General features: G+C 38.2%; 26 protein-coding genes and 1 pseudogene. 11 read left to right on the forward strand and 16 right to left on the reverse strand.

Annotated elements, in window-relative coordinates; genetic code table 11:
* Window positions 1-181 precede the first annotated feature (181 nt).
* The 4 genes and pseudogenes from ACYQ03_RS05905 to ACYQ03_RS05920 all read left to right on the forward strand — a co-directional run.
* Entirely contained in the window at window positions 182-775 is a 594-nt protein-coding gene (locus tag ACYQ03_RS05905) for a hypothetical protein (protein ID WP_459908342.1), read from the forward strand.
* A gap of 1,167 nt (window positions 776-1,942) precedes the next feature.
* Window positions 1,943-2,107 carry a hypothetical protein gene (locus ACYQ03_RS05910; RefSeq protein WP_459908344.1) on the forward strand — a complete coding sequence of 55 codons (165 nt, stop codon included), beginning with the start codon at window positions 1,943-1,945 and terminating at the stop codon, window positions 2,105-2,107.
* A 71-nt stretch (window positions 2,108-2,178) separates the two neighbouring features.
* Entirely contained in the window at window positions 2,179-2,526 is a 348-nt protein-coding gene (locus tag ACYQ03_RS05915) for an HTH domain-containing protein (protein ID WP_459908346.1), read from the forward strand.
* Window positions 2,432-2,731 (forward strand): annotated as a pseudogene (locus tag ACYQ03_RS05920) (IS3 family transposase); the annotation flags it as partial. The gene ACYQ03_RS05915 and the pseudogene ACYQ03_RS05920, both read left to right, overlap by 95 nt.
* A gap of 85 nt (window positions 2,732-2,816) precedes the next feature.
* Here the strand turns inward: ACYQ03_RS05920 and ACYQ03_RS05925 are convergent.
* Entirely contained in the window at window positions 2,817-4,160 is a 1,344-nt protein-coding gene (locus ACYQ03_RS05925; RefSeq protein WP_459908347.1) for an aminotransferase-like domain-containing protein, read from the reverse strand.
* A gap of 652 nt (window positions 4,161-4,812) precedes the next feature.
* Between ACYQ03_RS05925 and dsrA the strand changes: the two genes are divergently transcribed.
* The 3 genes from dsrA to ACYQ03_RS05940 all read left to right on the forward strand — a co-directional run bounded on the left by dsrA (window position 4,813) and on the right by ACYQ03_RS05940 (window position 7,455).
* A complete protein-coding gene (gene dsrA, locus ACYQ03_RS05930) occupies window positions 4,813-6,009 on the forward strand; it encodes a dissimilatory-type sulfite reductase subunit alpha (RefSeq protein ID WP_459908349.1) in 1,197 nt (398 codons plus the stop codon).
* A 59-nt stretch (window positions 6,010-6,068) separates the two neighbouring features.
* Window positions 6,069-7,133: a dissimilatory-type sulfite reductase subunit beta gene (gene dsrB, locus ACYQ03_RS05935; protein ID WP_459908350.1), complete on the forward strand. Its 1,065-nt coding sequence runs from the start codon at window positions 6,069-6,071 to the stop codon at window positions 7,131-7,133.
* A gap of 103 nt (window positions 7,134-7,236) precedes the next feature.
* Window positions 7,237-7,455, forward strand: coding sequence for a hypothetical protein (locus tag ACYQ03_RS05940; RefSeq protein WP_459908352.1), 219 nt, complete (start codon window positions 7,237-7,239; stop codon window positions 7,453-7,455).
* 170 nt (window positions 7,456-7,625) lie between these two features.
* Here ACYQ03_RS05940 and ACYQ03_RS05945 read toward each other — a convergent pair whose 3' ends face one another.
* Genes ACYQ03_RS05945 through ACYQ03_RS05955 form a run of 3 tightly spaced genes read right to left on the reverse strand, consistent with a single transcriptional unit; the run spans window position 7,626 to window position 8,623 of the window.
* Window positions 7,626-8,075: a hypothetical protein gene (locus ACYQ03_RS05945; protein WP_459908353.1), complete on the reverse strand. Its 450-nt coding sequence runs from the start codon at window positions 8,073-8,075 to the stop codon at window positions 7,626-7,628.
* Entirely contained in the window at window positions 8,044-8,454 is a 411-nt protein-coding gene (locus ACYQ03_RS05950) for a hypothetical protein (RefSeq protein ID WP_459908355.1), read from the reverse strand. Before ACYQ03_RS05950 ends, ACYQ03_RS05945 begins: the two co-directional genes overlap by 32 nt.
* A gap of 34 nt (window positions 8,455-8,488) precedes the next feature.
* Window positions 8,489-8,623 (reverse strand): hypothetical protein, encoded by a 135-nt coding sequence (locus tag ACYQ03_RS05955; RefSeq protein ID WP_459908356.1) that lies wholly within the window; start codon window positions 8,621-8,623, stop codon window positions 8,489-8,491.
* A gap of 291 nt (window positions 8,624-8,914) precedes the next feature.
* On the opposite strand from ACYQ03_RS05955, the gene ACYQ03_RS05960 reads away from it, so the two are divergent.
* Window positions 8,915-9,445, forward strand: a complete 531-nt coding sequence (locus ACYQ03_RS05960) for a hypothetical protein (protein ID WP_459908357.1) — start codon at window positions 8,915-8,917, stop codon at window positions 9,443-9,445.
* Between the two features lie 170 nt (window positions 9,446-9,615).
* A complete protein-coding gene (locus ACYQ03_RS05965) occupies window positions 9,616-10,647 on the forward strand; it encodes a metallophosphoesterase (protein ID WP_459908358.1) in 1,032 nt (343 codons plus the stop codon).
* A 213-nt stretch (window positions 10,648-10,860) separates the two neighbouring features.
* On the opposite strand, the gene ACYQ03_RS05970 is transcribed toward ACYQ03_RS05965, so the two are convergent.
* Genes ACYQ03_RS05970 through ACYQ03_RS05980 form a run of 3 tightly spaced genes read right to left on the reverse strand, consistent with a single transcriptional unit; the run spans window position 10,861 to window position 14,197 of the window.
* Window positions 10,861-12,270, reverse strand: a complete 1,410-nt coding sequence (locus ACYQ03_RS05970) for a hypothetical protein (protein ID WP_459908360.1) — start codon at window positions 12,268-12,270, stop codon at window positions 10,861-10,863.
* A gap of 9 nt (window positions 12,271-12,279) precedes the next feature.
* Window positions 12,280-12,726, reverse strand: coding sequence for a hypothetical protein (locus ACYQ03_RS05975; RefSeq protein ID WP_459908362.1), 447 nt, complete (start codon window positions 12,724-12,726; stop codon window positions 12,280-12,282).
* Complete coding sequence (locus ACYQ03_RS05980; RefSeq protein WP_459908363.1) at window positions 12,713-14,197, reverse strand: hypothetical protein; 1,485 nt, start codon at window positions 14,195-14,197, stop codon at window positions 12,713-12,715. Before ACYQ03_RS05980 ends, ACYQ03_RS05975 begins: the two co-directional genes overlap by 14 nt.
* A 232-nt stretch (window positions 14,198-14,429) precedes the next feature.
* Between ACYQ03_RS05980 and ACYQ03_RS05985 the strand changes: the two genes are divergently transcribed.
* Window positions 14,430-15,356, forward strand: a complete 927-nt coding sequence (locus ACYQ03_RS05985) for an alpha/beta fold hydrolase (protein ID WP_459908364.1) — start codon at window positions 14,430-14,432, stop codon at window positions 15,354-15,356.
* Here ACYQ03_RS05985 and ACYQ03_RS05990 read toward each other — a convergent pair.
* From ACYQ03_RS05990 to ACYQ03_RS06010, 5 genes are all read right to left on the reverse strand, one after another.
* Complete coding sequence (locus ACYQ03_RS05990; RefSeq protein ID WP_459908366.1) at window positions 15,349-15,546, reverse strand: hypothetical protein; 198 nt, start codon at window positions 15,544-15,546, stop codon at window positions 15,349-15,351. The genes ACYQ03_RS05985 and ACYQ03_RS05990 overlap by 8 nt on opposite strands.
* A 101-nt stretch (window positions 15,547-15,647) precedes the next feature.
* Window positions 15,648-18,116: a sigma 54-interacting transcriptional regulator gene (locus tag ACYQ03_RS05995; RefSeq protein WP_459908368.1), complete on the reverse strand. Its 2,469-nt coding sequence runs from the start codon at window positions 18,114-18,116 to the stop codon at window positions 15,648-15,650.
* A 142-nt stretch (window positions 18,117-18,258) separates the two neighbouring features.
* Window positions 18,259-18,939, reverse strand: a complete 681-nt coding sequence (locus ACYQ03_RS06000) for a manganese catalase family protein (protein ID WP_459908370.1) — start codon at window positions 18,937-18,939, stop codon at window positions 18,259-18,261.
* A 99-nt stretch (window positions 18,940-19,038) separates the two neighbouring features.
* Window positions 19,039-19,407: a DUF2512 family protein gene (locus ACYQ03_RS06005; RefSeq protein ID WP_459908371.1), complete on the reverse strand. Its 369-nt coding sequence runs from the start codon at window positions 19,405-19,407 to the stop codon at window positions 19,039-19,041.
* A 115-nt stretch (window positions 19,408-19,522) separates the two neighbouring features.
* On the reverse strand, window positions 19,523-20,461 hold the full coding sequence (locus ACYQ03_RS06010) for a magnesium transporter CorA family protein (protein ID WP_459908373.1): 939 nt from the start codon (window positions 20,459-20,461) through the stop codon (window positions 19,523-19,525).
* Between the two features lie 105 nt (window positions 20,462-20,566).
* Between ACYQ03_RS06010 and ACYQ03_RS06015 the strand changes: the two genes are divergently transcribed.
* Window positions 20,567-21,037, forward strand: coding sequence for a hypothetical protein (locus ACYQ03_RS06015; protein WP_459908375.1), 471 nt, complete (start codon window positions 20,567-20,569; stop codon window positions 21,035-21,037).
* A 45-nt stretch (window positions 21,038-21,082) separates the two neighbouring features.
* Here the strand turns inward: ACYQ03_RS06015 and ACYQ03_RS06020 are convergent, their stop codons facing one another.
* From ACYQ03_RS06020 to ACYQ03_RS06035, 4 genes are all read right to left on the reverse strand, one after another.
* Window positions 21,083-21,538, reverse strand: a complete 456-nt coding sequence (locus ACYQ03_RS06020; protein ID WP_459908377.1) for a hypothetical protein — start codon at window positions 21,536-21,538, stop codon at window positions 21,083-21,085.
* A gap of 11 nt (window positions 21,539-21,549) precedes the next feature.
* Window positions 21,550-22,416: a sensor histidine kinase gene (locus ACYQ03_RS06025; protein ID WP_459908379.1), complete on the reverse strand. Its 867-nt coding sequence runs from the start codon at window positions 22,414-22,416 to the stop codon at window positions 21,550-21,552.
* A gap of 431 nt (window positions 22,417-22,847) precedes the next feature.
* Window positions 22,848-24,035 (reverse strand): DUF438 domain-containing protein, encoded by a 1,188-nt coding sequence (locus ACYQ03_RS06030; RefSeq protein ID WP_459908381.1) that lies wholly within the window; start codon window positions 24,033-24,035, stop codon window positions 22,848-22,850.
* A 94-nt stretch (window positions 24,036-24,129) separates the two neighbouring features.
* Window positions 24,130-24,399 (reverse strand): hypothetical protein, encoded by a 270-nt coding sequence (locus ACYQ03_RS06035; protein WP_459908383.1) that lies wholly within the window; start codon window positions 24,397-24,399, stop codon window positions 24,130-24,132.
* Window positions 24,400-24,606 lie beyond the last annotated feature (207 nt).

Consider the following 24,606-nt stretch of genomic DNA (forward strand, 5'->3'; position numbering starts at 1 on the left):
TTCTTAAGAGTTAGTAGTATACGTTTTATTAATGAAATGTTCAGCAATATCTTATAATTAAAGCATAATAATTAAAATGCTATATTTAAGTATTTTGTAAATTTTTCTAGGGCGAGAAGTATGTATAAATTATGAATTTATTACCAATGTGCGTGATATATGAAAGGAGATCGATGTTTTTGTGAAACCATACATTTCTCAAACTATAGAGAGTAATAGCTGCGGTGCACACTCCATTGCTTATTATCTATGGGAAACAAAAAAAGCTCAAAATATAAATGATAGAACTTTTGTTGCAAATATTCATAAAAATATACAGATTGGTCCAAACAATATAGGTATTCCTGAGCTTTATTCAAGTCCAGAAAAAATCTCCAATGAATTAAGTAACAGTTGGAATTCATATTCCTATTTTTGTATGTTACCAAATAGCCCACTTATGCCAATGGCAAAAAGTCTTAACATAGCCACTGAAAATATAAATTTAATTGATAAAGTTAAGTCAGGTGGTAATAAATATGCAATTATTATGTGCAGCATAGGGCATCTGACTCCCGCACTGCATTACATGCTTATCAAATATGAGGATAATACATTCAAACTTTTAGATTCACTATATAACCTAGACCATTCTACATTTAAACTTTTAGATTTAACCACCAATGGTATTGATCATGTGGTTTGGGAAAAATTTATTCTAGAGTCTAATAACGAGCTTACATTAGATCGAAGTTCTTCCTATTACTACATCGGAGCAGGAATTCTTATAGAGTAGATTCGTGGACAAGAAAAAACGAAATCCTTTCGATTTCAAATAGTCCATTCAGGGAATTATCTACCCGTCGCATTTTATAGCTACTACGGATTAATAACGGTAAGATAGTATGCTCTAAAGGTACGATTTTACTGGCACTTGTAATATAAGTTTTGCGGGTTTAATCTTATCGGTAAGCAAAATTTCCAAAGGAACAAAGCATAACCCAAAACAAAAAATCCTTAATATATCTAACTCCAGGGGTTTGGGGCTCCTTTTCAAGGATTATCCTCCTTGCACTGTTAGTGAATGTTGTTAATTAGACTTGTTTGACAAATCTGATTGCTTAATCAACCAGGTCGATCTAACTCATTTCTAAATTATTGTCTGCTCGAGAATTTAATGCACTTCAAATCTCAGCGACGAACAAATAGATGGACAGAAAAATAAAGCGTTTTGCAAACTGATTTTTTGTGCCGAACTAAATTCTTCATTCTTAAAACAATTTCGACAAATTACCCGAAGGAATGAAGAATTTAAAAATAGAACAAAAAGAATTGGTGGAAAAATTGTTATTATGTAACTTTATTGGTGAGGTGAAATTATGCCTGGATGGAAGAAATATTTGTATCGAGATTTAATACCATCAAAGAAAAATTTCAATAAAGGTGTATTTCAAGAGTTTAATCAAAAATTAGGGGATAATCACATGTTTAATTCATATGAAGATGTGTATTATTCAAAAAATATTTGAACTATCCCTTAATGGAGCATCTGATTGGAGATTCTCAGCTGTAAACGAGTCTGCCCACATTCAAACTAATAACAATATAGATATAAGAGTATAATTAAGCAACTTGTAACATATTCAGTTAATAACCAGTATAGTTAATTGTTAGAAAGAATATATTTGAAAGCCTTGATTCCAAGCCAATAATTTTCAAAAGAATGTGTAATTGGAAGTCGTGCTTATATAGGTAGACGACAAACATGTACTATAGAACAATATATTGATTATCTTGGTATTTAAAAATTGGGAATACCGAAGCAGGTATTTAAACATTGCTGAAGCTAGTCAAGATTTAGGTATTACAGAACGTGACTTATCCAAAAGCCCTTCTCTGGATAACTTACTAATGTTTTTTGAATTTGTGGAACTTTTAATAGTGCTCTAAACCGGGGGTGTAAATGGTGGACATAGAAGAAGATATTAGGTTAAAAGAAACAGAAATATTAGAAATTGCAACTTCTTTAGTGGGGGGGGCACTTACATTATTTATTGGGACTGGTTTTAGTAAGCATATGACCAATGATAGGGCACCAAGTTGGAGTAAAATGGACCCAATGGAATGAACACTTGAAAAAAGTGTTTTACCCATAGGGTTCTTTTTTTGTACAATCATAGCAACAGGAGGAAGGATAAAGTGAGCAAAATTATATTTTCATCCGATGACATCAAAAAACTGGAGACAAACCCCTATGTTGCTAAGGTTTCTGAACGTTCCATCACATACACCAATGATTTTAAACGTTTGTTCATTGACCAATACTTGAAGGGTAAGTTGCCTCGAGCTATATTTACGGATGCTGGATTCGATATTGATATTATTGGAGTAAAGCGATATGAGCAGGCTGCTTACAGATGGATTAGGTCCTATAATGAAGATGGAATCTTAGGACGCATTTGTTCATTCCGATCAAGGATGCCATTATACCAGTCCAACGTTCCAGAGGCTTCTCAAGAAATATGGTTTAGGCCAATCTATGTCTAGGCGTGGCAACTGTTGGGACAACGCTCCACAAGAATCCTTCTTTGGTCACATGAAGGATGAAATTGATTATCGAACCTGTAATACGTTTCAAGAAGTAGAAAAACTAATTGACCACTATATCAATTACTATAACAACCATAGATATCAATGGGGATTAAAAAAGCTGGCCCCTGTACAATACAGGAACCAGCTTTTAGCAGCCTAATTCTCTTTTTTAAACTGTCCTTGACATAGGGTCCACTTTATTTTAGACCTTTGGGTCACCCTCTTTTTATTTTCTAGCAAAGCGATTAGAAGGAAATCTTTTGTTGGGCGAAATAGTCATAAATGTGAAGTAGGCCATCGTGGATTTTCTTCTTATCCGTTCTGGAAACGCTAATTTTCAATATATTAATTTCCCTGCTTTTTTCTATGAAATTCTCACGGGTATCTTTAATAATAACCCCTTTTTTTGCCATCACAGGGATTATGTGATTAAAATTAATTCTTTTTTGTGTCTCCATAGATAAAAAGAATCCTGTGGGGGGAACATTCACTTTTAAGATTTCAGGGTCAAATTTACTGCAGATATGTTTAAGGTACTGCATGCGTTCCTTATATGTTCTTTGCAATAATAATTTTGATCTTTCAAATATGCCATTTTTGATATAAATGTCTAATGCCCCCTGGGGAAGGATTGACGTGTAAATATCGGACCATTGCTTAAATTTTAAAAATGATGCTACTAATTCTGCGGGCAAGACAATTGCGGCTATTCTTAAGCCGGGCAAAAGAACTTTTGAAAATGTTTTTAAAAAAATTACTCTGTCGGTGTCGTCAAATGAAAATATCGGAACGTTTTTTTTGTTTGTATCTAAATCAACAAGATAATCGTCTTCAACTATATAAACATCATATTTTTGGGCCAATTTAAGAATGGACTTTTTTACGTTATTAGAGTAACTGTTTCCAAGTGGATTGTGGAATCTGGGTATAGTATAAAAAAACTTTATAGGTTCTTCTTTAAAAAGTTGCTCTAATCTATTTAAATCAATTCCGTTAAAAGTTTTTTCTATACCGATTGTTCTTATTTTATTCATTTCAAGATTTTTAATAATCGGTTCATATGTCGGATTTTCAATCAAAACAGTACTTTTACCGTTTGGAAAATCTAATTTTACTAAAATATCTAATGCCTGTTGTGAGCCAGCAGTAATTGCTACGGCCGAGGGCTTACAAAATACTTGATAATCCTGTAATTGCTTGGTCATCGTTTGTATTAGGGAAGGTAATCCCTGGGCATTTCCATAAGATGATAGGTCTTCCTTATACATTTTCATTGCTCGGTCCTGGCAATGTTGAAACTCTTCGTAAGGGATTAAATCTATATCAGGTAAAACAGTAGAGAAGTCAATGATATTCCCTGGATCCTTTTGTTGACTGCCGTCTTTGGAAACTAGATAATATCCACTCTTGGGAACAGAATAGATAATATGCTGGTGTTCCAGTTCTTTCAACGCCCTTACAACAGTTAGTGTGCTGCATTGAAGCTTTCCTGCCAACTCCCTTACAGAAGGGAGTTTTTGACCGGTTTTTATTTTTTCACGCTCGACAAGATCTTTGATGAATTGTTCGATCATATTGTATTTATTCAATGTTATCACCCGGTTTTGTATTAACACACATGAACTTTTTCTGTGTTGAGATGCATCAGACGATTCATTTAAAATATATTTTGTGAAGGGGATAGTGGGGGGTGGATGCAGCCTAAGAGGAGTGGGCTCATCCCCCCCAAAATTATTATATCTTTAAGGTGGCAATTATCAAATGGATGAAAGATATTATGCTCTTTTTTAAGCGTCTTACATCAGAAGTGTACTGCATTGAAGTTTTCCTGCCAACTCCCTTACAGAATGGAGCTTTCTTTGATGAATTGTTCAATCATACTGTATTTTTTCAATGTTATCAACCTGTTCTGTATTAACACACATGAACTTTTTCTGTGTTGAGGTGAAACTGACGGTTCAATTATACTTTAAGTGTAACAGAAAGTGTAATCAATATTCTAAAAACCATGAACAATCTCTTTATAAGGAGAAAATTTCGTGACATTTCCATTGCCAGGGGAAAGCTCGAACACGTGTAATTAGTGAAACTGAAGTATCTCTTTTAAAAGATTTAGTTTTTCCTCATTAGCTAGTTTTATGTGTTAATACATGAACTGTATTTGAAGCTGTAACCGACTTTGCCAATAATTTTAGGATAGATTTTTAACTATCCTTTTTATAAAAAATGGAGGTGTACTTAATGACCGAAACCAAGAAGACTCCACTCTTGGACGAGCTTGAGAAAGGCCCCTGGCCCAGTTTTGTAAAAGAAATGAAAAGAGCCGCCGCAAACAATATTTCTGCCCAAGATTTACTGGGCCAGTTAGAGCTTTCCTATGAAGAAAAGAAAGCCCACTGGAAGCACGGTGGTCTGGTAGGTGTTATGGGTTATGGTGGAGGTGTAATCGGTCGTTACTCAGACGTACCAGAGAAGTTCCCAAATATTGAGCAGTTCCACACCCTACGGATCAACCATCCTTCTGGTTGGTATTACAACACCAAAGCTCTGCGTCAAGTATGTGATGTATGGGAAAAGTATGGCTCTGGCTTGACAAATCTACACGGTGCCACTGGTGACATGGTTCTGCTAGGTACCAAAACCGAACACATTCAAACAATCTTTGACGAAGTATCAAACTTCGAAGAGCATCCCATGGATTTAGGAGGTTCCGGTTCCAACCTACGGACTCCCAGTTGCTGTGCTGGTCCTGCCCGCTGTGAATTTGCGTTAATTGATGCTACTGATATGTGCCATTCCTTTACCAATGAGTATCAGGATTATCTGCATCGTCCAATGTGGCCTTATAAATCCAAAATTAAGATTTCTGGTTGCCCCAACGACTGCGTAGCGTCTATTGCTCGTTCTGACTTCTCTGTGCAGGGCACCTGGAGAGACGATATCAAGATCAACCAGGAGGCTGTTCGTAAATATGTTGCTGATGGTTTTGATATTGATGGCGTGGTTATTTCTAAGTGCCCCACTAAATGCATGTCTTGGGATGGTAACGAACTGACCATTGATAACTCTAACTGCACCCGTTGCATGCACTGCATCAACAAAATGTGCAAAGCATTGCGACCTGGAGATGATCGTGGTGCTACTATCTTAGTAGGCGGTAAAGCTCCCATGCTTCAAGGGGCTATGATGGGTTGGGTAATCGTTCCCTTTATGAAAGTTGAGCCACCCTATGATGAAATTAAAGAATTCTTTGAAGCCTGCTGGGAATGGTGGGATGAAAACGGTAAGACCCGTGAGCGCATTGGTGAGCTTATCCTGCGTCTGGGTATGCGTAATTTTCTGCGAGGTATTGGCAGAGAGCCTATTCCACAAATGGTATCTGCTCCACGTGCTAATCCCTTCTTTTTCTGGTGGCCTGAAGAAACTGTTCAGGACTAAGTTGAATAATATGCAAGCCCATGCTGCATAAATTAATGAAATTGGAGAGGTGAATTGTTTTGGCACAAGCAAGAACCGACATCGGACCGCCGCTTTATAAAGAGATGTTACCACCAATTATCAAAGAAAACTATGGTAAATGGCAGTACCACGAAATCGTAAAGCCTGGCGTTTTAGTACACGTATCTGAAACAGGAGCCAAGCTATACACTGTACGTGCTGGTTCTCCGCGTCTGATTAGTATATACTTCATTCGCGAAATCTGCGACTTGGCTGACAAATATTGCGATGGTTTCTTAAGATTCACTAGCCGTCACAATATTGAGTTCCTGCTAAGCGATGAAACCAAAATTGATGCCTTGATTGCCGATCTGAAAGAAGTGGGTATTCCTGTGGGTGGTACTGGTAACTCCATTACCAACATTGTACACACCCAAGGTTGGGTACACTGCCATACCCCTGCTACCGATGCATCTGGTATCGTAAAAGCAGTGATGGATGAGCTGTTCGAGTACTTCACCACCATGAAGCTGCCTGCTAAGATGAGAATTGCACTGGCTTGCTGCTTGAATATGTGTGGTGCTGTACACTGCTCTGACATCGCTATTCTGGGTATTCACAGAACTGTTCCCAAGATTGACCATGAAAACATCAGCAAACTGTGCGAAATTCCTACCCTGACTGCTAGCTGCCCCACCGCAGCTATCCGTCCGAACCCCAAATTGAAATCCATCGACATTAAAGCTGAGCGTTGCATGTATTGCGGTAACTGCTACACCATGTGTCCGTCTGTACAAATCATCGACGCTAAGAATGATGCCGTGTCGATCTGGGTTGGTGGTAAGATTTCCAACAGCCGTATCGGTCCCAGATTCTCTCGTCTAGCTATTCCTTTCTTGCCCAACAATCCCCCGCGCTGGCCAGAAGTTGTTGAGGCAGTTAAACATTTAGTTGAAGTATACGCTGAGAATGCTCAACCCGGCGAGCGTATGGCTGAGTGGATTGATCGTATTAGCTGGGAGAAGTTCTTCGAAGTTTCTGGTCTGCAGTTTACTGACAAGCATATTGACGACTTTACTTTGGCTCAGACTACTTTCAGAAGTACCACTCAGTTCAAGTGGTAAGTAGACTCTTAAACAGCAGTATAGTTTTTAGGCCGTCGTCGTAAGGCGACGGCATCTCAATATTTTTTACTCAATCATACGGTAGGAAAGGGCAGTGTAAACAATGGAAGAAGTTAAAGAGAAAATTTTAGCTTATCTCGCAGGCGTAAGCAAAGAAAAACCCCGTGTAGTTGCAGAAAAAATAGGTGTTAAAAAGAAAGAAGTGGATAAGGCTGTGGCAGAATTGGCTAGAGAAGGTAAAATTGAGTACCTTTACATAGGTACCTCTTATATAACCCTAGCTGGTAAAGACCATACTCCAGGCGTTGCCAAGGAAGAATAATTTAACATAATGCTAAACCCTAAAGAGCGGACAGTGTCCGCTCTTAATAAATTATGTATAATTATGACAAATTTACGCAACACCTTATATATCCGGACTGATGTTCTTGCATCGAAATTCATAAATCTATAGATCACATATTTATGAAGAATATTTGTAATAACCAACCATTACAGTAGTTTTTTCGGTCTCCTAGCTACTAAATAGGTATAAAACGCTATAGAACCTAAAGCAGAAGAATAGAGAAGAAGGTTGGAGATATTCCCCGCCAGCTGTGAAAAGGAAGATATTTCCTCACGCCTATGAAATCCTTTTCCTTTTCTAACATTTTGGTATTGTTCATTTTGACTCGTTTGGTTACCTTCAAAAATTTGCCGAGAATCCTCAGGCCTTTCAAAATGCTGCTTGCCCTGTTCATACCTTATAGCATTATTACTGAACATTGCTGGTGTAATAGAGACCATTTTGGATACTTGGCCAAATAAAACAAATGTCCCAACAATCAGTATAATAATTGATACCAATTTTAGAGCGGGCATATTAAAGGAAAACAGATTCGCCAAGTGAGGAACACGGCTTCCCATTTGCTTAATCCAGTTCCAATGTAACCCAATATGCACGCCAACTATTACTAGTCCCAAAGTGGATGAAAAGATATGAATCGGCATCCAATTTACAGAAGTAAATACCCGAAAAATCCGGAGTAACAATCTTAGATATTAATAATCCACTTAAGATGATAAAAAACATATCAATCAAAAGGATAAGGTTTAATGAATAGGAAAACCTGGTTTTCCAGTTCAGGTTCTTTGAGAATATTTTTTTGCTGATCCCAATGACCCAATCCTTGTTGAAAAAAAGGTGAAGGATTACTGCTCCACCTAACACAAGTCCGGCTATTTCATGAAATGCTAAACCAGTTGAATGGGTATTATATAGTAAACATAAAGTTATCATCATTGCTGCATCAAACCATAACTTAAATTTAGTATTCCTCATTTCAATTCCTCCGTAAGTCTTGTAAGTCAGGGGCCTAAGAGATGGTATGGCGCCCATACATATTTGAAGTCATCCTGCCTTGCAAAAATTTAATTAGAGCTTGATATTGATGCTCATCCATTAAATACTTTTCCTCATACCGTTGAAATACGTTCTGATATTGTGACAATCTAACACCTCCAATCGGTGTATTCTCCTCATGGACCATATCATACAAGCCCTAACTGAAATTAGTCTGAAAAACTGGTTTCAGACTAATTTCAGCTTTCTTTACTAAAAATAATTGCGACGAAAGCGCTTTCCATTTACGTCAGTTTTCTCTGTGGTACTTGATAAAAACAATAACATCGTTCATAGAACAGTTTACTATATAGAAGGATATATAAAGGTTTAGTAGAAATAAGTGGGAATAATTCTAAATATGTTATTCAAATATACAATAAAGGAAGGAGGTGAATATATGAAAACATTAGGTTCCACAGGTAGGTCCTGGTTAAAGGGTTTTCACATCTTTTTTGCCTGTCTGTGGATTGGTGCGGCGGCATCGATGATACTTCTTACCTTTGTCAGGGGACATATTATAGACGGTGATGAACTATGGGCAGTTCACGCATCAATAAAATTGATTGATGACTACATCATTATACCTTCCGCCATTGGGTGTTTAATGACAGGTATTTTATTTTCGTTGCTAACTAACTGGGGATTCTTCAAATTCAATTGGATTATAGTTAAATATATTATCAATATAGCAGCTATTTTATTTGGAACCTTCTTCCTTGGCCCCTGGGTTAATGGGATGGAGGCTATCTCTAAAGTTGATCGCTTATTAGCACTCCAAAATGATACGTATTTATATTATTTAACAATGAACAAATATTTTGGTTCTTTACAAGCTATTATCCTAATTATCGCAGCCTTTATTTCTGTGTTTAAGCCTTGGGGTAAAAGAGAAACTAATAAGAAAAAAGCAAAATCTAGTTTAAGTTAGTCCGAATTCTAAACACCGCTTCTATAAGTGACAAAGTGGTGTTTTTATTTTTGCCAAGGAAAAACCACCCATTTGACTGTATGTTTATCATGGGATATATTTAATCACATGGATAATATGGCCCATAATTCTATGAAGAGATTACAGCACTAACAACAAAGGGGTATGTCATGAGAGTTTGGTTTTTTGTCATATTAATTATTTATACATTCTTGAACTTACTAATTGGAAGACAACTATATGATTTATTAAAAATTAATAAATTGGCTTATTGGCCAATCTTTATTATTATCGCCCTTACCCCCCTAATAGGACGTATAAGCCCCGTAGGTATCTTTGAAAAGATCGGTAATTATTGGATCGTTTTCTTCTATTTTGCTACCTTTGTAGCCGTACTGGGCCTTCTTATTAAATATAAACCCTTTATCCTTGGCTGCTACTTATTAATCTTTTTAACAATTTTCTACGGCTCCCTACAGGCTAAGAATATAAAAGTGGAGCCCTATGATCTTGTCATACCCAAGCAGGCAGATGACCTGCGGGTAGTCATGCTCTCTGATATCCATATCGACAAACAAAAGAGCAACGACTATATTGCAAAAATGGTTCAAGATATCAATGCCTTAAACCCTGATATGGTATTTTTTGTAGGAGATATCTTTGATGATAAAGATATAAATTCTTTGAAGAAGGAGCAAGAGACCTTAAAGGGCATCAAAGCAAAATATGGCATATACGGTGTACTGGGAAACCATGAATACTACAGCGGCAACCTCGCTGAAAGTCTAGCAATCTTTAAGAAAGCAAATATAAAAATACTAAGGGATGAAGTTATTGAAGTGGCTGGAATATATATAGTTGGACGGGAAGATGCTTCTAGAGAACGAAAAAGTTTGCAGGCTATTTTACAGAATGTAAATAAGGAAAAACCTATTATATTACTGGATCATCAGCCAGTGGCTTTAGACGAAGCAAAGGATAATGGGGTTGATTTGCAACTTTCTGGGCATACCCACAGGGGACAATTCTTTCCTAATCAACTGATAACAAAAAGGATATATGAAGTTGATTATGGTTACCTAGCTAAGGATAATCTGCAAGTAATAGTTTCATCGGGCTATGGCATCTGGGGTCCACCTGTGCGCATTGGTACACAATCGGAAATCCTTGATATTAAAATTAATTTTGCTGAGAAAAACTGAAAGCTGGTAGTTAAAAATTTTTATTGATCAAGTCTGCTGTTTTGACTTGATCTTTTTTGCTTTTATATTAAGTGCAAGTCTAGAAGACAGCCTAAATATACTTTAAATTACTTTGGAAATTAGCTTGATAGCTACAGCAAGCTTTAAATAAAAATAACCCGGTAATTTTTAATTAACCGGGCAAACTTAATTTTAATCTCTCTAGTTGGAGTATTAGTCGTTCTCATTAGTTGTAGCAATTTGGTATAGGAACTGGATTGCCTGGGCGTAGTTAGCAGAAAGTGCTGTCTTTTGATAGTTCTCCACAATTTTACCCATGTATTTTTTTAGACCTGAGAAGTCAATTGAATGACTGCTTAATTCCTCCATCATTTCGTTTAACATCCAGTGATTATGGCCAATCCTTGCAAGTCTGATTTCTTTTCCCATGCTGTGATTATCTAGTTTGGCAAATAAGGGGTATGCTTTGGCAAGGGGACTTTCTTCTTCCAAATCATCATCCTTAACTTCTCGCTGATTTTCCTGGAACCAGGCAGTTCCTTTGTCATAGTCGAAGGGGTATTTTTTGATAAAATCTTGGCAAAATGGGCAGGGACAATCCCACTTTTCAATAAACCCATTGGCCAATTTAGTACTTAGACGATAATTTTTAACTTTCAAAAAACTTGGATGAGATATATACATTGTTCCTGAGAAAGCATCCTTTATTGGACTGGTTGCGTCAAAGGTAATGGTAGGTGTTTCCCAAGTAAAAAGTGACATTATCCCTAGCATGATCGGTACTCCCAGTCCTAAAAAATGAAATGCTTCAGGGGGTTTGCCTAAGAAACTGGTATAGCCATCCCAAAATCCCTTGGCAATGATTCCAGAACGAATATAGCTATTGGGTAATCGATCTTGAAATTCTGTCCTAATGCCTGCAATATCTACATAATCGGTTACTCTACGATCACTAAGATATGCTCCAAAGCCCATTGCAACTTTTGGTATGCCTGCTTTAGCAAATACCTCACCTGCATCATAGGCCGTATCATAAGACATGGCGGAGGCTACTGGATAATAATTTTTTGATAACTCTGCCGGGAGTTTCTCCATATGCCTCATGGCCTGACTGGTTACGCCAGTATTTAAATTTTTAAAAAAATTTCGGTCCAGATTCAGATAGTGCGGTTCAATGTTTAGTTTCAATAAAGCAGCTACCGTTAGATCCTCTGCGCCAATAAGGTGACTTGGAGTAAATTCCAATGGATCTTTGTTAGCAAGAGAGATCTTGTTTGCAGTCTTTTGTACCTCAAGGGCTAAGCTGGTACATTCGTTCAATAAGCTATCACTTAAGTCCCCAGGCCGTACTTTATGACCCAATCTTTTTTCTTCTTTGACTACCTTATCGATAAATGCATCAGAGCGGGCATCAAAATTAGTGGTAATATCATCAATGAAAGAGAAATTTCCGTTATCAGCTAGGATCATTGCTCCTGAATTATTAAACTCCTCGATGTTTTCTCGAACCCGACCCGTTGCATACTTGGGTGAAACTAAAAAACCCTTAGGTGAGAGAGGTTTTAGAATTTTGGGGTTTAATGTTTCGCTTCGTAAATTAAGTAAAAAGGAATAACTTGACATTTTTAACTCCTATTCACAACAATCCTCAAGGGGATACTCCATTTCATCTGGTTCTGGTATAGTGATTTCTGGTATCTCCGGTGGTTCCCCTAAATCAGCATGGAAGCTACCGTGTTCCAAATAAAAACAATAGATTTCTTCCAACCATTCCATGTACCACTCAGCATCTTCTCTGGCTTCCTCAGCCAGTTCCTCCTGTATAATAGCCCCCGAAGTTTGGACTCCTTCAGCTACGGCTGCAGCGGTAGCTGCTACACAAACGCCTGTTGCTAAACCCAAACTTGGTGCTTCTAAGCCAGCCCAACAAAGTGTAGCTGCTGCGCCTGCAGCCACGGTGGCTGCACCGTTACCCCACATGGCAATCTCCGCTGTAATTTCAGCACCTAAAGCTTTATTATATTCTTCAACAGCTTGTTCATAAGCTTCTCTAATAATTTCATAGTTATCGTCTCCCACGTTTTGAACTCCTTTCGTGCCTGCACCAGACACCGTATTTTAATGGATTTGCTGCACCATTTGAACCCTTTTGCCAACTCCACGTCCCAGCAATTTCATGGGGGATTCGTAAAAATATGGGTGCTATCTGATTGGTTAACCAGTCCCTGAAACTTTCTTTACCCAGTTTTGTATAGGGGATTCTATCTATTTCCAAGGCAGGTTCACCTAAAGCGTCCTTCGAAGAACCTTTCCAAGTGCCAGCTAGTCGGCACCAGGCACCGGGGACTAAGCCACCGGAGTCTAATTTAATAAAGGGTAAACTGACAGTTATATTACTGGTATCTCCAGCTACCAAGGCGGTTGATATAACCTTTCTTTCTTTCCCCTTATGCTCTATCTTTACTTCCTTTACTAACCCTTCGATAACAACATCTTGCCCTTCATAGCGTTGTGGGGAAGCTAACAGGGTGTCAATTGGAACAGGCTGTGGCCATTGATATTTGGTTTCATAACATGTTGCAGCTTGAGCAGCCTTTATCCATTCCTTAAGCACTTTTCCCTCAAGGTCAAGTGCCCAATTTAGTGTATCTGCTAATGCCTGTGCTTGTAATTGCCTGCGAGCGAGGTCGGCTATTTCAATTGCTAAATTGCCAAGGGAAGGGTCTTGGGGATTTTCCTTCCTAAGAGAAGCGATCAAGTCAAGTCGGGGAATTGTAAAAGAATGAATATCCTCTTCCGTCTGTTCCTTCAATAACCGAATTTTTTCTTGAAGGATTGTCTTGCCTTCTTTACTTTTTAAAGATAACCAGATTTCAGTTTCCACTTGGTTAATTATTGTTAATTTTTTTGAAATTTCTGCTGGCAAGGAGGGTAATAAAGAAGAGTCTGGAGTAGGTGTAGATACTAAGTTGAAGGAAGCAACCAGTTCGGCAAACCTAGAGCCCATCAACGCCCCTGTTCTGCGAAGCCAATCAAGGTGTAGACGCTCATACATGTTTACAACGATTCCCTCAATGTTTTTTAACTCTTTCTTTGGATCATAGGTATCGAGATATTTCAAACCCGTTTCGATCTTTTCTTTGTCTAGTCCTTTTTCTTCAGCTAGTTGATATATCCGTTGACGTTCTTGGGTCCAGTTAGGACGGGAAGAGGGAGCTACTGCTTTGCCAAAGGCAAATCGCAAATCCGGAAAATCATTATATAATTCTGTGACGGTCACTTGCTTTGCTGATAATTCCCCTAGGGCATGCAGATGGTCAGAAATTTCTTCTTTAGCGTTTGAATGCAGAGAAGACCAGCTTTCACTGTTTATTTGTTTCATATACGATACGTGATTTTCAAATTTTGATAACCGACCCCAGAGACGGCGTCCTTTCAGTTGTTTTGACTGATCTTTTTGGTACTCCTTGTGATAACGCAACTCCTTTTGAGCATGCTGAAAAACAACATGTATATACTGATGAACCCATTTTGCAAAACTAGTATCCATTTTTTCACCCCTATCAAATATAATGCCTATGATTGTTTTAACGCAGTTATTAAAGAAGATTAAATATATTCATTTTAACAATTTAAAGCTATAATTTTAAATAAGTAAAAAGTCTTAAAAAGGCCCGGGCCAGAATACCCAGGTCTTGCTAGTTCCTGGCAAAGTTCAGTCCATTATTTCAATTTTATTGTTAAATGGTTAATTTGCTTATAGATTATCGGGGGGAGAGTTGTTGCAAAACGGGGGCTATAAATTTAACTCAAAGTATCTAGAAATAGAAGGGTATAACATGCACTATTTGGATGAGGGGGACGGCGAGGTACTTTTGATGCTGCATGGCAATCCTACTTGGTGTTATCTCTATCGGCATTTTATTCCCGACTTGAGTTTGGCATACCGTTGTATTGCACCAGATTTTTTGGGCTTTGGCTGGTCCGATAAACCTGCAGGGGAGGACTATAGTCTTCAAGCCCAGGTGCAACGCCTAGCACTTTTTGTAGAAAAAATAGGACTGACTGAGATTACCCTGGTACTCCATGATATCGGAGGTATTATTGGCCTCGCCTGGGCTGCAGAGCACAAGCAGCTGGTTAAGCGCCTGATCATTTTAAACACCAGTGGTTCGGTACCAGCGGTTTGGGGTGATCAAAGGTATTTACCTCCCTGGTCCTACTTAGTCCTCTGGCCCTTACGTATTCCTGGGCTGGGGGAACTACTGGTGCAGGGTTTTAATTTTCTTCAGAGGGTGGTTATGCCCTTGGCTTTTTCGAATCGTCGTCTATTTACAAAGGAGGCCCGTCGGGGTTTTCGAGCGCCTTACCAGCGTAAGGCGGAACGAGGGGCCCAGCTTAGCACTGTAAGGCAAATTCCAATTCTTAAATCGGACCCTGTTTATCACATGCTGTTCAAAACCGGCCACAGTTTGCATGGCTGGCGAGTACCCACCCAGATCATCTGGGGTATGAAGGATCCCTCCTTCTCGCCAAAACTTATCAAAGATTTGGAACGCCTGTTGCCAAACCATCAGCCATCACTGCGACTGCCGGGGGCAGGACATTTCCTGACAGAGGAACAGCCCACGGCGGTCCTAGAAAAGATAAAAGAATTCCTATCCTACGAAATAGAAACTCAAGATCCTAGGAAGAGGCACATTAATTAATTTTGTGCAAGAACAATTCAGATGTATTTTGTGGAAGCTTAATAGTAGATTTAGCAGGAGCAAGTGATGCAGTAGCAAGATACCTTGAAATATAAACGGGATACAAATTTTCTTTAATTGGCTGGTTGACTTTAAAAATATTGTTACTAGTTAACCTTGATTGCAATATGGGACAAATTATTTGACTCATGAAAACACCTCCCTATTTCTTTTTATTTTCAAGATTGTGAAATTTATTACAAACAATGTATGATATATGAATAATTATGGCAAGTCATTTTTTGAATTTTTTTATAGAAAATAAATTAAAAGAGTAAAGTACCCTAGGGCAATGGCCAAGGTTATATAGCTAACACCTTGATGCCTTATTTGTGGGAGGATTTTATAGAGATAGTACAATGTCAGCAGCAGTCCAAAAATCATTAGAAAGGTCTGTAGAAAAGTTAAGGCATTGGTGGCGAATAGGTGCTGATTGCCGTTACCTACCAGTTGCATGGAAATTGTCTTAAGTTCATAAAATTTAGCCCCTAACTGGTAGGAAATATGGGCTGTTGAAATTAATGGTACGAAGCCTAAGGACATTCGCAGGTAAGGGGTAAAGTATTTTTTTGAAAGATGAGGTTTTATTAAAGGCACGGCTAGTGTCAGTAATAGGGCAAATAAAAGCCAGTAAAAAAGGTTAAACAACAGTTCCCACCGGAGAGGGTAATGGGCCTTGATACTTGTCAGGGTTAATGGAGGGATCAACATAAGGCCGAAGAAGATCACCAAAACCGCAAAACCTCCATGGACATTAGACAACTTCAAGATCTCCCTGCCCGGTGGTCTGAGACTAAACTTGATGGAATCATTGGGGCAGTTAGTGACGCATTTGAAGCAGAGCTTGCAGTTAATATTGCTGTCAATATACATGGCATGCTGCAGCATGGGGCAGCCAGTCCGGCTACTGCCTTTATAACAGTTATAGGTTTGGCAATTGTTTTGGCAAATGTCAGTTTTAGTACGCAGTTCAACCAGAGAAAGGGTTGAACAAAGGGCAAATATTGCCCCTAGGGGACACATGTAACGGCACCAAACATGACCCTTAAAAAGAAAACCGCAGGTAACTGCTGCAGCCGCGATAGTTACCAGTAGCCAACCAGTGAGATAGGGAGATTCTTTAATGCAAAAGTACTCTTCATACCAAAATATTATACTAAACAAGAAAATTATCGTAACGTAATAATACCGAGTCAAAAAAGGTGGTATTTGTTTCTCAAAACATTTTATATGCTGTGCCACTGAGGCCAACTGGGAAAAGGGGCAGATTGAACAAGACACTCTAGCCAGCACGTGGGAAGACATAATTATAATTGGTCCCATAACCTGCCAGGTTAATAGACTAACCCAGGAATTTTCATTACCTTCTAAAAAGCTAAACAGCAGGATAACTAAGAACAATATGGTTACTATCATTTGGGCCCTTTGGGGCCATATTTTTTGATCAATTAGCCCTTTAAATACCGATAAGTTAAAGAGATTATAGCCTGCGAGACTGCGGGTTACTTCTCCCAGAATGATACTGTCTGCTTCAATGACCTTGCCATCTGTCAATATTACTGCCCGGTCAATGATTTCCTCCAGTTCTTGAATGTTGGACTGTTGATAATCATGGGAGAGCAACTTCTCAACGGCATCTGGAGAGAGAGTCATCATCCCTTTTTTATACTTGCTACATTTCAACCCAACAAAGTGCTTCAATAACTCGGGAATGTCCCTTTTACGATTTCGCAGGGGTTCCAGGTAAAGTTTGTTACGAAATAACGAGTAACAGGTGATACCAGGAAATCGCTTTTCGAGATAATGACTGGGGTTATTAACTGTGGATGTCATGATGACTCTGACTTCCCTGGAGCGGTTGACATATTCCAGCAGTCTAAGTAAAGCTCCCTTGGACAGCAACTCGATATCATTTAAATAAAGAGTACCCCTCTGGGCAAGCTCAAGGTAACTAAACTGTTCAGGCAGGGCGCCAGTTTTTAACAAAGGACCTAGCAGCTTGTTACCCTCTTTATCCTGGGATAGTTCCTCGCAATCCACCACGATAAAGGGTAAATCCTTTCTGCTGCTTCGTTTATGGATTAAATTGGCCACCAAAAGCTTACCTGTTCCCTTTTCCCCTGTAATCAGCAAAGGCTCACTATGTTTGGCTAAATCGTCAATTTTGTGCCTAAGCATCTTAGAAAATTTACTTTGACCAACTAACTTATTTAAATAACTCCTAGATTCCAGTATAAAGGTAGCAAGGGCCAGTTGCTTATTTTTGGTGGCAGTATTCTCAAGGTTTACCTTCTGTAGTTGGGTAGATAGGGTTTTAATTATTTTACTATTTAGTTTTGGAAGCAATTGAATTAGCCTATGAAAGGCCGCATCGTCAAAGATTATAACCTGACTTTTTCTAAGTGCACTGATATTTACGGGCGATGGTTCACCGGTAAGTAAACAGATATCACCATAGTAGTCTCCGGTAAAAAGACGATCTAGAATTATTTTGTCTCCATTTTCATCGGTGGTATAAACCTCTAATTCACCAGAAGCGACTATAAAAAAGTTTTTCAGTATTTCCCATTGGTAAATCATAGGGTCTTGAACTCGTAGGACCTTTAATGTGCAATCATTACTAATGGCTTGTAAATGGTCAGGAGAAATTCCGTTAAACAGATTGAGGCCGTACAGTATTTGATAAATAAAATCTTTAGGGGTTTGCCATCCAGAAACCATTTTATCCCCCCTTACTGATATTGTTTTCAGCAAGTGACTAATTGGTTGTAGCATAATATATATTGATTATTCTAACAACATTTATTTAGCAATTATTAAACCTCCTAACTAAATCGGTAGGAGGTTTATGGAAAAAACTGTTTTAATGTCCTCCGTTAGGGCTCTGAAATGCTGGAGGATTGGGGTTTGACACACTAAAGGAGTTAGTACCGGGATTTGATAGATCAAAGTATAAGCGTGCATCTTGATCTACTCCCCAGTCCCTATTTGAACCAGTGTTTTGAATCTTGTTTAAAGCTTGACGAAATAAAGTGTTGTGAGCTTCTTCACGGTTTAAGAGGAAGTCAATGGTTTCACGGACATATTTATCGTTAATCTGACGATGCAAATATTCATATACTACCTTGGCCCTTTGTTCAGCTGCGATATTGGAGAGTAGGTCTGCTGCAAGATCTCCGGTAACATTGACGTAGGCCGCTGTCCAGGGAAATCCCGAAGCATTTACCAGCATAGGGGAGAGACCTGAAAGCACCTGTCCCTCAATATGTCCGGATTGAACAGTATCACCAGCAACATCGTGACCATTTAATAAATTTATTGTAGTTGCCACCATTTCCATATGGCTGAGTTCTTCTGCGGCGATATCCATAAACAAGTCTTTAATTTCTGGATCCTTGATTCGAAAACTCTGGGATATGTACTGCATTGCAGCCTTAAGTTCCCCCTGGGGACCGCCCAACTGTTCTGACATCATTGCAGCATAAGTTGGATTTGGTTTCTCTACCCTGACCATTTGTAATAACTTCTTATCATGTAAAAACAATACTATCATCCTTCCTGAGTTTTACTTCATTTGTTTTAATATGTCCTGCTATTATTCAGAATATGAAAAAGGATGGCTTAACCATCCATTCTAATAATGCTATACCTTTGTATCTTTTTCTTCGACTTTCCCAGTACTGATCAAATAATTATGAAAGAAGTATTCTCCCACCATCACTAATAAGGCAAAGGTAATATAAGCAGTACTGTTCAAACGAAGATCTACAGATATAAGATCCACAAGCCAAAGTAAGCCTAAAGATAAAATACCATCAGAAACAGCTGCAACTATATTTCCGTAATTGGGAAGGATAAATTTATCACCAAGTACGTAATTAACAGCAGTTCCAATAACCGCTATTAACAATGCCCAAGTCCAGCTATTACCTGCTATTAAAGAGACTGCAACCCATGAAGCCAAAAAGGTCATAACAAATTTAATTGCTAAGGCAGTTGTAACTTTACCCATATTTTTTCACCTCCCAATAAAATAATTCCCTGGCAGACCAAAAGTATACGGAATAGAAGGTTAAAAAGTCTTACTTAACTGGATATAATATGAAGTTTTTAGAGTTTCAAAAGTATCATATATATTTTTTTCTAATAAAAATCAGTCCGATAATGATGGAGAGTGTTAGACAAAAAACTATAATGGTGGAAAAGGCCTGGGGAACATCTTGCATGGGCAAGTAAACGTTCATACCGTAAAAACTGGCTATCATAGTAGGTACTGCCAGGATAATTGTAATGGAAGTTAAAAATTTCATGACGATGTTTACATTATTTGAAATTACAGAGGCAAAGGCGTCCATCATACCACTCAAAATATTGCTATAAATATGGGCCATTTCGATGGCTTGTTTATTTTCAATGATGGCATCTTCTAGGATCTCTTGATCATCCTCGTACATTTTAAGATAATTGCTTCGTAACATCTTTTCCATTACCTTTTCATTGGCCTTTAATGACGTCGTAAAATAAACCAGGCTTTTACTCAAACTTAATAGGGAATATAATTCCTGATTGCGCAGGGACTCATGGAGTGCTTCTTCAATTTTATTTGTTTTCTGGTTAATTTGTCTTAAATATTTTAGATAGTAGGTGGCTATGACATAAAGGATTTGCAAAACAAAGCGAGTTTTCTTAAAGGTATAAAGTCCCCGGACCTTTTTTTGCACAAATTCTTCGATGATATTGTTTTCCCGCAAAGTAATGGTTACAAAGTAATTCTCAGTTACAATAATGGTCAGGGGAATGGTATCATATAATAGGGAATTTCTTTGCTGGTGTACTTCCACTGGGATATCCACAATAATCCAGATATAATGATCTTCACGCTCGATTCTTGGTGTTTCGGCTTCATCTAAGGCGTCTGGAATAATTTCATGTTCAATGTTTAATAGGGTGAGAACCTGAGCAATTTCTTCCTCCTGGGGATTCACCAGACTGATCCAGGAGCCAATCTCGATATCTATAATTTCTTCTAATGTACCATCAGCTCTAGAAATGTAGGATTTTAGCATGTAGAATGTCTCCCGCTAATATTTTGCCATCTCTATTATGCCCGGGAATCTTTAAATAAAATATAATGCAGCACGTTGGACTATTTGAATAAAGGAGAGAGAATTATGTTTTGTCAATTGGATCATGTAAAAGAGATTTTAGATACTGCAGCCGCTGTACAAAGTGTGCTTGCAGAGGAACAATGTGAGGAGGAGGTTTTTGCCCAGAAGGCATGTTCCATGCTGTATGGGTTACTTTTGTTGCGGGACTATGATGTGTTTATCCAAAAGGGAGTCATTACTTTGGAGGGTAGGGAGTACCCCCACCAATGGATCGAAATGTATTTGGACGGACAAGCCTTTATCTTGGATATAAGCCTGGGGACTTTGTCTGAAATAATGAAGGATAAGCCAGAGCAGGTCTATTTCTCACTGGAGGAAGATGCAGTCATAGAATATGGTTATCAGGTGCATCAGGAATCATCCTGGCAAAAAGAGGATTGTCAGCGGCAAACATGGCAAAGGGTGATTGACCTATTGAAACTGCCAACCACCGTAGTTAAGTTGTTGGAAGAGATTGAGGAAAACAGTATATAAATAGGAGAGTGTTTACCTCAGGGGTAGACACTCTTTTTTGCCTTTCTAGTGACTCATAAATTTGGTTTTATGGGCCCAAAGTACAATAAAGTTAAGTATTATAACCTGGGGCATTCGGGCAAAGAACCAAATAAGATGGGGATGGGTTGTGGGATAGTTGTCTACCAGAAAAATTGTTACACTGGGAATAGTAATTAGCAATACTATGGAGGTCAAAACAGTTGAAATAATCACCTTGTAATTAAGCACCTTTGTAAAAGCAAAAACCAGAATAATGTTAACAACTAAATTGATAAAGACAGCACCCATGAAATCCATCACAAAGTTACTCTGATACAAGTCTTTGATAACTATTTTTGTCAACACCAGGGCCAAGAGAAGTTTCATAGAAAATTTAATTTCCGAAAAATATAAAACAAACAGAAATACTGAAAAGGCTTGCAGTACCATAAAGGTATAACGTAAAGACCAAGGTATTTCTGCGAAGAAGATGTCTGTCACCTTGTATCCTCCTAAATGGTTATGATAAAGGTTGTGCCGCTTTCGTTGTCACTTTCCACTGTGATACGGCCATGATACTTTTCAACAAGTTCTTTTACATTGTATAATCCTATACCAGATCCTAACTCTCCTTTGGTAGTGTAACCGTAGGTAAAGATAATATCAGTATCTTCTATATAGGTACTGGTGTTAAACACCTCAATAACTAGATGATTATCAAAATAATTAAATGATACTTCTACGATTTTTTCAACTGAGTTAGTCAATTTTTTTAACTCATAAAAGGCGTTGTCGATTAAATTAGATACTATACGAACTAAATCGGTTTGTTTTATGGCTATTTCAGATAAATCTGTTTCAAAATCAAAATTTAATTTGATGTTACTTTGGTTGGCTTCTGCCTTTTTTGTATAAAGTAAAACCGCTACTTCTGGCAACTGAATATTGCTGATTATACGAATATCTGAGAGTTCCTGATTAATGTTTTTAATATATTCCTCGGCCTTTGTAGTTTTGTTTAATTGGATATAGCCCAAAATTACTTGCAAATGATTTAAAAAATCGTGGCGATGACAACGCAGCAGGTGAATTGTATTTTGGGACAATTCATTTTTTAATTTTTCCTGTGCATATTCTTGTTCCAGATAACTAGCCTTAAAATAGTGCAAAAGTGAATATATAAAAATAGTTAATGTGGAAATGGTAATTATCAATGTCATCAGTTCTAAGTTTTTATAATGGGGTATATTAAAACCGAGATAGCGTTCTAGAATAGCATGATCCTTTAAAAATAAAAGCCAAACAAAGGCAAGGATATAGCCTAACTGAATAACGACTAGGGTAATAGCTAGATCCCTAAATTTACGTTGATTAGTCATAAGATGCCCCTTTGCTGTATTTGAACAAGTACTATTTTTCGACAAAAATTTCAAATTACCTTTATTATATTATGTATATTGCACACCTGTCCATTGGGGGTGTGCAAAAAAGGAAACCCAGGAAAATATCCCGGGTTTCCTTTGGGGAACGCCACCGATCTAAAAAACACACAACCTTTTTTAAACAATCTTCTAAAATCTTACCAATGGAACTACTTTTCCGAACTAGATACGAAATAGGGAACTACAACCGGACTTAACAAGCAAAACGTTCAGACCACAGCTTACTTCACATGGAACCTTGTGAAACTCTAAAACCGTGCCAGTTCTTACTGCTAAACCTTAAGCGCTCCCCTTGTTTTGATTATATTGAATATTTGAACACTTGTAAAGATGAATGGCTCGAATTATGTTAAGGTAATTTCACCCATCTAATCCTCATATTGTAATAAGCGCCGTTCACCCTTTAAAGCACGGATACCGGTTACATCTTGGCTTACCTCCATAGTGCCCAGATATTCACCCTGCTCATCCCTGAGTGCAAAATAACGAATATGAATAAATTTCCCACCCAATTCTAGCCAAAACTCTGCGGTACTGTGTTTTCCATTCTTAAAGTCTGACAGGATTTTTTCAACCATATGAACACTATCAGGCGGGTGGCAATTTTGAACCTTGCGTCCAATGATGGATTTAGTTCTTACAAAGATGCGTTCCCGGCCCTGGGAAAAATACCTGACCGTATCATCCTTATCCACAAAGGTAATATCGATAGGCACATTAGTAAGGATGGTATTAATTTCTTTAAGGGTTAAGAAGCCGGTATCAACAGGCATGGCGTCACCGTAAAGTTGGTTGGCCACAGGTTTTACTAGGTCCGCCTTGGGTTGCCAGAAGTCTCCGTGGGGTTTGGAAAAGACTACACCAAACTCTTCATCCTGCTGTTTGATTTCTGCCCATTCTTCCTCTGTTAAAGTTTCCAACAACATGGGGGTTAGGATATTTTCTTCTTTAAAGATCATTTCAGAAATTTTATTCTTCATGGTTTCATAGGAGGTTTTGATGGCTTCGGTATCACCATCCTTGATCCTACTCAAAACCAATTTAACCATATCCCTGATTTCATCATCTACCGACCACATTACTGAAGGTGGTCCAGTGATGTTGTGTCTCTCAAGGTAGGGGAAGATGATATTTTCTTTTTTGGAATAATGCTTGTCCAAATTTTCCCGGAAGAATGATAGGCGATCCTTTAGGGTATCCAACTGATCATTTCGGAAGTAGCTATCCATTTCCTCTAAGGTCTTATTGATTTCCTCATTCTCATGTTTCAAAGTATACAGGGGATGGCCAGGAATTAATTGTGGTTTTTCATTTTGCTCTAGGGCATCCCGAAATACCGCAGCATGTACATCACAGAGTTTGGTAATTTCCTCGGGATTCATCCCTTCTCTAATTAGGGCTTGTTCCATATTGGCTATTTCACTGGCATCAATATCTTTAATTAAGTTTTGAAAATTTGCTTTTACCTGGTTAAAATCCTTGCCATTGTGGAGATCCTTAATGATAGTTTTTAGCATTTCCTGCTTAGCTTCTCTACTTCCAAGGTATTCGCTCATAGGTGCCCTCCTTACAGAATATCTATAGTAAGTGATTCCCATTTTGAGCAAATTTATTATATAAAATAAACTCCCATCTTAAGGGAGTCTATTTTTATAGGCATTTACATTTCCCGCAGGAGGGACAAAGGGCGGTGCGACACTTCTTGCAGACACCCCTCTGATCTGGCTTAGCTGGACTGCCACATCTGGAACAACTAATTGGTTCATTGGGAACCAATTCAGCCAACCGGATGGAAAGGACCATACCATTATCGAACCTTGCGGAAACCAATTTACTACCTACACAACCACCCAGGGAGATGCAAGGCCGCTGGGAAGGCACATGAAACAAAGGTTGCTGAAAGGTTGGAAATTTATCCATCAAAAACACCTCCGATTACAGCATATGCCGAAGGGAGGGTGATGTTTCTTAGGGTAGGACTTTTTTGATACCGTCAAACTTGTTTAGATAAAAAATAAATAAATGACGAAAGATGCGACAATGACGAACGCTATTTTGTAATGTCGAGAAGGAATTTGACATAGCAATAGAGAAATTCTAATTTAGCAGAACGGCATTCGGCATTAT

The organism is Desulfotomaculum defluvii (assembly GCF_054657375.1).